This window comes from Salinimicrobium marinum, from assembly GCF_014651535.1.
Taxonomy (GTDB): Bacteria; Bacteroidota; Bacteroidia; order Flavobacteriales; family Flavobacteriaceae; genus Salinimicrobium; species Salinimicrobium marinum.
Window position 1 is genome coordinate 25,562 of the sequence record NZ_BMXB01000024.1, and the last position, 8,993, is coordinate 34,554.

The window sequence follows — 8,993 nt, forward strand, 5'->3', positions numbered from 1 at the left end:
ATCAGCGTTATATTCTACCAATGAGAGAATAACAATACTAAATAAATTAAATCTGAACAAAGCTCGGGAAAATGGGAAAACTTTACGTCTTTATTCTTTTTTTATTTATTGGGAACTCCTGTTTTTCTCAACTAACGGTGAAACCTGCTTCCCCTGCGAAAAGCAATTATATTTATGTAAAGGAAAAGGTATTTTATGTGCATGGGCCAATAGCATTATACAAAAATAGTGCACCAAGGAACAGACCAGCCAGGAAACTGGTTTTCGGAATAGATATGCTCTATGCTCCTGAAACCAAGACCAAAAGGTGCCGTGCGGGTAGTCTAATGTTTAATATTCCCTCCTCCCCTGTTGTTTCAGTAAGTTTATTTGATTTTTCGGGCAAAGAGATTTTTAGCAGGAAAACGTCTGAAAAAGAAGATTTTCATAGCTTTGCTACAGGTCATCTTTACAATTCCGTTTATCTTGTAAGAGTGTTGCACCGTGACGGAACTGTGAAAACAAGCAAAATTTCTGTGCTAAATTACAACTAGTTGTATGGAAGAATTCATGATACCCTGTCTCAATAAACAAATATTCGGGATTGATTGCCCCGGCTGTGGAGCTCAGCGGGCATTCATGCTGGTGTTTCAGGGAGAGTTTAATGCAGCTTTTAAAATGTTTCCTGCGGTTTACTCCCTGATAGTTCTCATTTCCTTCCTGATTGTTAATTTATTTGTTAAATTTAAAAATGATTGGCTCCTGAAGATTGGGCTCATCATCTTTAATGCAGTAATTATTATTGCTGCTTACATTTATAAAATGAACCACTTTTTCAACTAAACTAAACCAAATCAATTTTAATTATGGAAAGACAAACCACACCGAATTCAACACTTATCCTCGTCCTCGGAATTTTATCAATCATTACCTGCTGTTGTTATGGCGTCCCAGGATTAATTTTAGGAATTGTTGCCCTGGTATTAGCTAATAAAGCCAAACAAACCTATGTAGCAAATCCTGAACTCTATACAGGCTACGGCAACGTTAAAACCGGAAAGATACTGGCGATTATTGGTATTGTCATCAATGCGATCTTCCTTCTGTTAATAATAGGCTACTTCGCAATCTACGGTATTGAAGGGTATTATGAAATGCAGGAAGAGATCATGAGAGAAATGGAGCGGCAAAATGCCAATTCTTAAAATTTGATATAATATAAGAGGCTTTCTAAAAAGCACTTTTTACGTCAACCTGAACTTGTTCAGGTTCTTAAAAATCCTGGAAATCAGAATAATAAGATTCTGAAATAAATTCAGAATGACGATTGTGATTGTAAGCTTTTTAGACAGCCTCTTTTTCTTTTGTACTAAAAGTCAAAAAAGCTTACTCCCTTTCAAACTCTTTTAGCGTCTTGATGATGATATCCACACAATCATTTAACTGAGCTTCGTTCATCACCAAAGGGGGCGCAAACCTGATGATATTACCATGAGTAGGTTTGGCAAGTAAACCATTCTCCTTTAATTTCATACAAATATCCCAGGCAGTAGAACTGTCTTCAGAATCATCAATCACGATAGCATTCAAAAGTCCTTTCCCCCGCACCAGATTTACGATACCTGATGTTCTAATGAAATCATTTAATCTTCTACGGAAAAGGTTTCCTAATTTTTCAGCATTTTCAGCTAAATTCTCATCCCGAATTACTTCGAGAGCAGCCATTGCAACAGCACAGGCTACAGGGTTACCTCCAAAAGTAGAACCGTGTTGGCCCGGCTGGATCACATCCATCACTTCATTATCGGCCAAAACAGCAGAAACAGGATAAACTCCTCCCGAAATAGCTTTTCCGAGGATAAGGATATCGGGTTTGATATTTTCATGGTCTACGGCCAGTAATTTTCCGGTTCTTGCAATCCCCGTCTGTACTTCATCGGCAATAAAAAGGATATTGTGTTGTTCACAAAGCTCTTTAGCCCTGGTAAGAAATCCTTCAGAAGGAACATACACTCCGGCTTCACCCTGGATAGGCTCCACAAGGAATCCGGCAATATTTTTGTTGTTTTTCAATACCTCTTCAAGAGCATCAGGATCATCGTACGCTATTTTAATAAATCCCGGGGTATACGGTCCAAAATTCTTACGTGCACCTTCATCATTGGAAAAGGAAATAATGGTAGTGGTTCTTCCGTGGAAATTATTTTCACAAACCACAATCTGTGCTTCCGCTTCGTCTACTCCTTTTCTTTCATACGCCCACTTTCTAGCAATTTTGATGGCCGTCTCCACGGCTTCTGCCCCTGTGTTCATTGGCAAAAGCTTATCGAAATTAAAATATTCTGTAGCGAATTTTTCGTATTTCCCAAGAATGTCATTGTGAAAAGCTCTTGAAGTCAACGTGAGTTTTTCTGCCTGTTTTGTCATTGCACCCACAATTTTTGGATGACAATGCCCCTGGTTTACTGCAGAATAAGCTGAAAGAAAATCGTAATATTTTTTACCTTCTACATCCCACACATGCACTCCTTCCCCACGTTCCAGCACAACCGGAAGCGGATGATAGTTATGCGCACCGTGCTTGTCTTCTAACCGGATTGCTTCTTCTGAAGTAATTTTTTCTGAAATCGACATTTTTTGATTTTTAAATGTTATTAAAAAAGAAATTCCTGCTTTCCGGAAATACAATCTTTGAGGTATTTGGAGGAGAGAAATCATCCCAAATTCAGAAGTCGCAAATTACTAAATGTTTAGCGAATTTTTCAACGACTCGTTCAATAAATCTGAGCATTTATCCTATTTTTGCGGCATGGGAAGAAAGAACAGAAATAAAGAATTTAAAGAGCTTTCGGTTATAGATGCGGGAGCAAAAGGAAAAAGTATTGCCAAAGCACCCGACGGGAAAGTGATTTTTATAAATAATGCAGTGCCGGGAGATGTGGTAGATGTGCAGACAACCAGGAAAAAGAAAGCTTATTATGAAGGTACTGCGACCAATTTCCATGAATATTCAGACAAGCGTGTAGAACCATCCTGTATCCATTTTAGTGTTTGTGGTGGTTGCAAGTGGCAGTTTATGGGCTATGAACACCAGTTACATTACAAGCAGAAAGAAGTGGTGAACAATCTTACCCGCCTGGGAAAAATAGAACTTCCGGAGGTCACTCCTATTCTCGGAAGTAAAGAGATCTATTTCTACCGGAATAAAATGGAATTTTCTTTTAGTGACAGCCGCTGGCTAACCCAGGAGGAAATCCAAAGCGGAAAAGATATTGAAGAACGAAATGCTCTTGGATTCCATATTCCCGGCATGTGGGACAAGATCCTTGATATTAAGGAATGTCACCTTCAGCAGGCACCCAGCAACGGAATCCGTAACAGCATCAAAGAATTCGCAATAGCGAATAATATTCCGTTTTTCAATACGCGGAATCAGCACGGGATGTTACGTACCCTCATGATTAGAACCTCCTCCACCGGAGAGATCATGGTGTTGATCCAGTTTTTCGAAGAGAACATTGAAAAGAGAGAGTTACTGCTGAATTTTGTTGCAGCACAATTTCCGGAAATTACTTCCCTTCAATATGTGATCAATCCCAAAGGAAATGATACCATTTATGATCAGGAAGTGATCTGCTATAAAGGTCGCGATCATATTTTTGAAGAAATGGAAGGCCTGAAATTCAAGATTAATGCAAAATCATTTTACCAGACGAATTCAGACCAGGCATACGAGCTGTACAAAATAGCCCGTGATTTTGCAAATCTTTCAGGAGATGAACTGGTATACGATCTTTATACGGGAACAGGTACCATTGCCCAGTTTGTAGCTGCAAAAGCAAGAAAGGTGATTGGTGTGGAAGCTGTACCGGAAGCTATTGAAGATGCCAAAGAGAATGCCAGGCTAAACAACATTACCAATACCGAGTTTTATGCCGGCGACATGAAAAAAGTGTTTACCGCCGGATTCATCCAAACGCACGGACAACCCGATGTGATCATAACAGATCCACCACGGGACGGGATGCACAAGGATGTAATTGCACAAATTATTGGTATCTTGCCGCAGCGAATCGTTTATGTAAGCTGTAATTCAGCTACTCAGGCAAGGGATCTTGCTTTGCTGGACGAGCATTATAAAGTTACAAAAGTACAGGCAGTAGATATGTTTCCGCAAACCTTCCATGTGGAAAATGTGGTTTGTTTAGAAAAAAGAGTATGAAAAATCTGAAGAAAATCTTTATAGCACTTGGTTTTTTCTTTCTTGTTTCCGGATGTCAGAAGGACGATATTTGTCCTGAAAGTACTCAGGTGACTCCCCTGCTCACCATTGAATTCTATGATGTAGAAGATAATACCCGGTTAAAGGCAGTACAAAGCCTCACTGTACAGGCAGTGGGAGAAGAAGATACTTTATCGGCCTCTTCCACTACCAACCAGATTGCCATTCCGTTAAGAACAGATCAAAATACTACTGAATATCTATTTATCAAGAATAGTGGAGCCGATAATGAGAATATTGACACTTTAAGCTTCTTTTATAATCCATCACCTGAATATCTCAACAGAGCCTGCGGATATAAAGTAAATTTCCTTGGGCTGCAGGCAGAAATAGTTGAAGATGATAATAACTGGATCTTAGACGATATTGAACAACAAACTGATGTAGAAAATGAAACTGAAACAGCACATATTCATATTATTCATTAGTCTTGTTTTCCTACAGGCTCCTTATATTTTTGCACAGCAGGAACAGGCTGTTTCGCAGGAGGATTCCTTAGATTTTCGGGAGAAATATGGCCTAAGGGTTGGAATAGACCTTGCTAAACCTTTACGCACATTGCTGGATGATGATTACCGCGGACTGGAATTGAACGGGGATTATCGCGTCTATGAAAATTATTACCTGGCGGCTGAACTGGGGAATGAAAAAGACCAGATCATTGAAGAAAATATTACAGCCAATGGCAGCGGAAGTTATATAAAACTCGGAATAGATTATAATGCGTACAGAAACTGGCAGGGAATGCAAAACAGCATTTATGTAGGGATAAGATATGCCTTTGCCAGCTTTTCAACCGAACTGGAAGAATATTCCATTTACACCCGGAATCCGTATTTTGAAAGGGACACCAGGATTGAAGGCCAGGAGTATAATAATTTAACAGCAAACTGGGTTGAAATGCAGCTGGGAATAAAGGTTGAAGTTCTCAATAACCTTTACCTGGGAGCACATGTGCAATTAAAAAGAATGATTGGACAGGCTACCCCCGGAAATTTTGATAATCTGTACGTCCCGGGTTTTAACAGGACGTATGACGGCAGCTCCATTGGAGTGGGATACGGCTACGCCATTTCCTACCTTATTCCTTTATATAAGTTATAATAGCTAATTCTGGTTATCGGGATTCTTTTTTGCCTTTTTAGATCCTTCATAAATTTCATACTTTAACAGCTTGGACTCTAAAGCGCCATTGTACAATTTAATTTTCCGTGAAGGCCGTAACCCTACATGTTTTATCGCCTCCAGATTGGAAGTTATAAACCAGGCATGAGTTCCGGGATAATCCTGTTTTAAGGTATCACCAATCGATTTATAGAAGACCGGCATGTCAATCTCAAGGCGTTCTCCATACGGTGGATTAAACACCATGTGTAAATGTCGTTCGGTTTGCTTTTCACTCTCAAAGAAATCTTTTTGTTCAACCGAAATAAATTCAGATAGGTTAGCATTATCTATGTTATCCTGCGCTTTACGTATAGCAGAAGGAGCTGTATCATATCCTTTTATTGTGAAATGGAAATCTCGTAGTTTCTTTAAAACAGAACTCTCTATTTGTTCAAAAAGGTCTTCATCCCAGTCTTTCCACTTTTCAAAAGCAAATTCCTTACGGTTTAGGTTCGGCGGAATATTACAGGCAATCATGGCCGCTTCTATTAAAATCGTTCCACTTCCACACATGGGATCAAGAAAATCACATTGGCCATCCCAGCCAGACTGTAACAGCATTCCCGCAGCCAGTACTTCGTTGATGGGAGCAATGTTGGTAGCAGATTTGTATCCGCGTTTATGAAGAGACTGTCCCGAACTATCAAGGGATACGGTACAGTCATTCTTTTCAATGTGAATATTTAATCTTAAGGTCGGGAAATCCAGATCGATCCCCGGACGTTCTCCAAATTTATCCCTGAATCTGTCCACAATAGCATCCTTGGATTTTAAGGCGACATATTTGGAATGTGTAAACTTTTCAGAATGAACCGTGGCATCGATAGCCAAAGTATCTGTAGCTTCAAGAAATTGCTCCCAGTCAATATTATAGATCTCTTTATAAAGATCTTCTTCAGAAAAGACTTTAAAACTTTTAAAAGGTTTTAATATTTTAATAGCCGTTCGTAACGATAAATTGGCTTTATACATAAAACCCGTATCACCATAAAAAGTAACAGATCGTACTCCTTCTTTGACATCTATTGCACCTAAATTTCTTAATTCCTTCGCAAGAACAGGCTCAAAACCATAAAGTGTTTTGGCCAGCATTTTAAAATTATTTCCCATAAGATCATTCCTCTTAGAGGCAAAAATACATTAATTTTGCACGATATGGCAAAAACACTAGAAAACTGGTTTTCCTCGTGGTTTGACACCCCTTACTACCACATCCTTTACAGAGACCGCGGCTACGAAGAAGCGGGATTATTTATGAAAAACCTTACCTCCTTTTTGAGGTTACCAAAAGGTTCCACAATTCTGGATCTGGCATGTGGAAAAGGCAGGCATTCACTTTTTTTAAGTAAGCTTGATTTTGAAGTCACCGGAGTGGACCTTTCACAAAACAGTATCGAGTTTGCTAAGCAATTCGAGAACAGCAAACTTCATTTCCAGGTACACGATATGTGCAAACCTATGGACAAAGAATTTGATGCTGTTTTTAACCTTTTTACCAGCTTTGGATATTTTGAGGCAGAAGAAGATAACTTCCGCACCATTAAAGCAATTAAGGAAGAATTAAAAGAAGAAGGACATGGGGTTATCGATTTTATGAACGTAAAAAAAGTCATCCGGAATTTAATTCCTTCTGAAGTAAAAACGGTAAAAGGTATTGATTTTAGGATCACCCGGAATTATCATGGAGGGTATATTCTCAAAAACATTGCTTTTCATGATGAAGACGAATCCTATAATTTCACTGAAAAAGTCAAAGCATTGACCCTGGAAGATTTCAAAGAGTATTTTGATCGCGCCGGAATTAATTTAAAACATATCTTTGGCAGTTATCAGCTGGAAAAGTATGATGAAAAAGAATCTGACCGACTTATCTTAGTTTTTAGTAAATGATCTACTTTTTGCCTATTTTATCTGTGGTAATAGGATTTGCCACGGCCCTGTTTCTGAAACCTAAAAATGCACTGGGACTTAAATTATTGCTTGCCTTTAGTGGATCTTACTTACTTTCAGTAACAGTTTTTGAATTCCTTCCGGATGTTTACGCTACAGAAAATCCATATATAGGAATTTTTATTATGGGTGGGATCCTACTTCAAATCTCTCTGGAGTTCCTATCCAGAGGAGCGGAACATGGCCATTTACACCACGATGAGAATTCCACAAAATTCCCCTGGCTTCTGCTCATTAGTTTATGTATTCATTCCCTATTGGAGGGTTTTCCATTGAATGACAGAGAACATCTGCTTCACGGTGTTGTGTTGCACAAAATTCCGGTAGCCATCATTTTAGCCACTTTTTTACTTAATTCTAAAATAGGAAAACCTAAAGCTGCTTTTTTTCTAATTTTGTTTGGATTAATGACTCCGCTTGGAAGCTGGTTATCCAGGAATTTTGAAGTAATCAAACAGTTTGAAGTGTATATAAATTCTGTGGTAATTGGTATTTTCTTACATATTTCAACCACCATTCTTTTTGAAGCTTCTAAAAATCACAAATTCAACCTGGGAAAACTTTTGGTAATTATAGCCGGAATTATAGTGGCCTATTTACTGTAATCACCATGTTACTTTTTAATATTTAATAAGCTATTGCCATGTACAGCCGGGAAGAGTCGAAAAAGATACGCCAGGAATTCTGGATCAACTTCGGAAAAACCTACCAGAGGAAATGGATTTTGTACAACACAAAAATTAAAGACTTTAGTCTGAAATTTGATTTCACCAAAAGATATGCTGAAGTAGCCATAGAAATTACTTCTACAGATGAAGTTTTTAGAAAATATTATTTCGAAAAGCTGAAAAGCCTCAATGCTGTATTAAAAGAAGATTATATTCCGGAAATAGAATATGCAGAGGATTATGAGCTGGACAATGGGAAAGTAATCTCCAGAATATATATCAGAAAAGAGGGAATAAATGTACACAACAGAAATGATTGGCCTCAAACCCAGCAATTCCTGAACAAAAACATGGCACTTTTAGAAGAATTCTTTTTGGAGTATAAAGATTTTATTGATCAATAATAGCCTGGTCTTCCTGGCCCTTCTGGAACTTCTCTTCCGAAAGCTAATGGTTCGGAGTTCTAAATCTTTATAGTAATCACGTAAGCCACACTACCTCTCAGGCTCAGCTTTTTTATTTTAATAAATTTCCCTTCCTCCGCAGGAGGGCCTTCAAGGCGGCGTGGATTAGGTTCCTCACGAGGATTTTCAGAACCCCCGGGCCCTCCCCCATCTACGGACTTCCCTTTCCTCGAACAGCTATCTGCAAAGCAGGATGAGAACAGAAGTGCAATAAATTCCTGAATTCCAAAGTTCCCCCCGTCCTTCGGGAGTAGCCCACCCCTAGTATGAAAGGGAACTAAGATTTTCAACTCTTTACATACCATAACTTCAGCAGATACCCTCTTACTACATTTACTAGTTCATTGAAAAGAAACTCCCCTCCTTTTACGGAAGGATACCTGCAGGCCGGGCTGGTTTTACTACAAAAAAAAACCCTTCATCAAATACATGATGAAGGGTTCTAAAAAAAGGCGGCGACATACTCTCCCACTGGATGCAGTA

11 protein-coding genes are annotated in these 8,993 nt (G+C 38.8%); 9 read left to right on the top strand and 2 right to left on the bottom strand.

The genetic code is table 11. The annotated features are described in order from the left end of the window. Positions 1-71 precede the first annotated feature (71 nt). The 3 genes from IE056_RS17535 to IE056_RS17545 are packed head-to-tail and all read left to right on the top strand — an operon-like array spanning position 72 to position 1,184. Positions 72-533 carry a T9SS type A sorting domain-containing protein gene (locus IE056_RS17535; protein WP_189606290.1) on the top strand — a complete coding sequence of 154 codons (462 nt, stop codon included), beginning with the start codon at positions 72-74 and terminating at the stop codon, positions 531-533. A gap of 4 nt (positions 534-537) precedes the next feature. Then, a complete protein-coding gene (locus IE056_RS17540) occupies positions 538-822 on the top strand; it encodes a DUF2752 domain-containing protein (RefSeq protein ID WP_189606291.1) in 285 nt (94 codons plus the stop codon). A 23-nt stretch (positions 823-845) separates the two neighbouring features. Continuing rightward, complete coding sequence (locus IE056_RS17545) at positions 846-1,184, top strand: CCC motif membrane protein (RefSeq protein ID WP_189606292.1); 339 nt, start codon at positions 846-848, stop codon at positions 1,182-1,184. 181 nt (positions 1,185-1,365) lie between these two features. On the opposite strand, the gene rocD is transcribed toward IE056_RS17545, so the two are convergent. Beyond that, positions 1,366-2,613, bottom strand: a complete 1,248-nt coding sequence (rocD, locus tag IE056_RS17550; protein WP_189606293.1) for an ornithine--oxo-acid transaminase — start codon at positions 2,611-2,613, stop codon at positions 1,366-1,368. Positions 2,614-2,788: 175 nt separating this feature from the next. Here rocD and rlmD point away from each other — a divergent pair, with 175 nt between their 5' ends. From rlmD to IE056_RS17565, 3 genes are read left to right on the top strand one after another with little or no spacing between them, the layout of a single operon-like run. Then, entirely contained in the window at positions 2,789-4,201 is a 1,413-nt protein-coding gene (rlmD, locus tag IE056_RS17555; protein WP_189606302.1) for a 23S rRNA (uracil(1939)-C(5))-methyltransferase RlmD, read from the top strand. Further along, positions 4,198-4,689, top strand: a complete 492-nt coding sequence (locus IE056_RS17560; RefSeq protein WP_189606294.1) for a DUF6452 family protein — start codon at positions 4,198-4,200, stop codon at positions 4,687-4,689. The genes rlmD and IE056_RS17560 overlap by 4 nt, the downstream gene beginning before the upstream one ends. Then, a complete protein-coding gene (locus IE056_RS17565; RefSeq protein ID WP_189606295.1) occupies positions 4,652-5,365 on the top strand; it encodes a DUF6048 family protein in 714 nt (237 codons plus the stop codon). Before IE056_RS17560 ends, IE056_RS17565 begins: the two co-directional genes overlap by 38 nt. 3 nt (positions 5,366-5,368) lie before the next feature. Here IE056_RS17565 and IE056_RS17570 read toward each other — a convergent pair whose 3' ends face one another. Beyond that, positions 5,369-6,538, bottom strand: coding sequence for a THUMP domain-containing class I SAM-dependent RNA methyltransferase (locus IE056_RS17570; RefSeq protein ID WP_189606296.1), 1,170 nt, complete (start codon positions 6,536-6,538; stop codon positions 5,369-5,371). Positions 6,539-6,583: 45 nt separating this feature from the next. Between IE056_RS17570 and IE056_RS17575 the strand changes: the two genes are divergently transcribed. The 3 genes from IE056_RS17575 to IE056_RS17585 are packed head-to-tail and all read left to right on the top strand — an operon-like array spanning position 6,584 to position 8,450. After that, a complete protein-coding gene (locus tag IE056_RS17575; protein WP_189606297.1) occupies positions 6,584-7,318 on the top strand; it encodes a class I SAM-dependent methyltransferase in 735 nt (244 codons plus the stop codon). After that, positions 7,315-7,983, top strand: coding sequence for a ZIP family metal transporter (locus IE056_RS17580; protein ID WP_189606298.1), 669 nt, complete (start codon positions 7,315-7,317; stop codon positions 7,981-7,983). The genes IE056_RS17575 and IE056_RS17580 overlap by 4 nt, the downstream gene beginning before the upstream one ends. A gap of 38 nt (positions 7,984-8,021) precedes the next feature. Next, the gene (locus IE056_RS17585) at positions 8,022-8,450 is read left to right on the top strand and encodes a DUF4268 domain-containing protein (protein WP_189606299.1); all 429 of its coding nucleotides are present in this window, start codon (positions 8,022-8,024) and stop codon (positions 8,448-8,450) included. Positions 8,451-8,993: the final 543 nt, after the last annotated feature.

Coding starts and splice junctions, on each gene's coding strand:
- IE056_RS17535 (WP_189606290.1), top strand. CDS start 72: ATGGGAAAACTTTACGTCTTTATTCTTTTTTTATTTATTGGGAACTCC.
- IE056_RS17540 (WP_189606291.1), top strand. CDS start 538: ATGGAAGAATTCATGATACCCTGTCTCAATAAACAAATATTCGGGATT.
- IE056_RS17545 (WP_189606292.1), top strand. CDS start 846: ATGGAAAGACAAACCACACCGAATTCAACACTTATCCTCGTCCTCGGA.
- rocD (WP_189606293.1), bottom strand. CDS start 2,613: ATGTCGATTTCAGAAAAAATTACTTCAGAAGAAGCAATCCGGTTAGAA.
- rlmD (WP_189606302.1), top strand. CDS start 2,789: ATGGGAAGAAAGAACAGAAATAAAGAATTTAAAGAGCTTTCGGTTATA.
- IE056_RS17560 (WP_189606294.1), top strand. CDS start 4,198: ATGAAAAATCTGAAGAAAATCTTTATAGCACTTGGTTTTTTCTTTCTT.
- IE056_RS17565 (WP_189606295.1), top strand. CDS start 4,652: ATGAAACTGAAACAGCACATATTCATATTATTCATTAGTCTTGTTTTC.
- IE056_RS17570 (WP_189606296.1), bottom strand. CDS start 6,538: ATGGGAAATAATTTTAAAATGCTGGCCAAAACACTTTATGGTTTTGAG.
- IE056_RS17575 (WP_189606297.1), top strand. CDS start 6,584: ATGGCAAAAACACTAGAAAACTGGTTTTCCTCGTGGTTTGACACCCCT.
- IE056_RS17580 (WP_189606298.1), top strand. CDS start 7,315: ATGATCTACTTTTTGCCTATTTTATCTGTGGTAATAGGATTTGCCACG.
- IE056_RS17585 (WP_189606299.1), top strand. CDS start 8,022: ATGTACAGCCGGGAAGAGTCGAAAAAGATACGCCAGGAATTCTGGATC.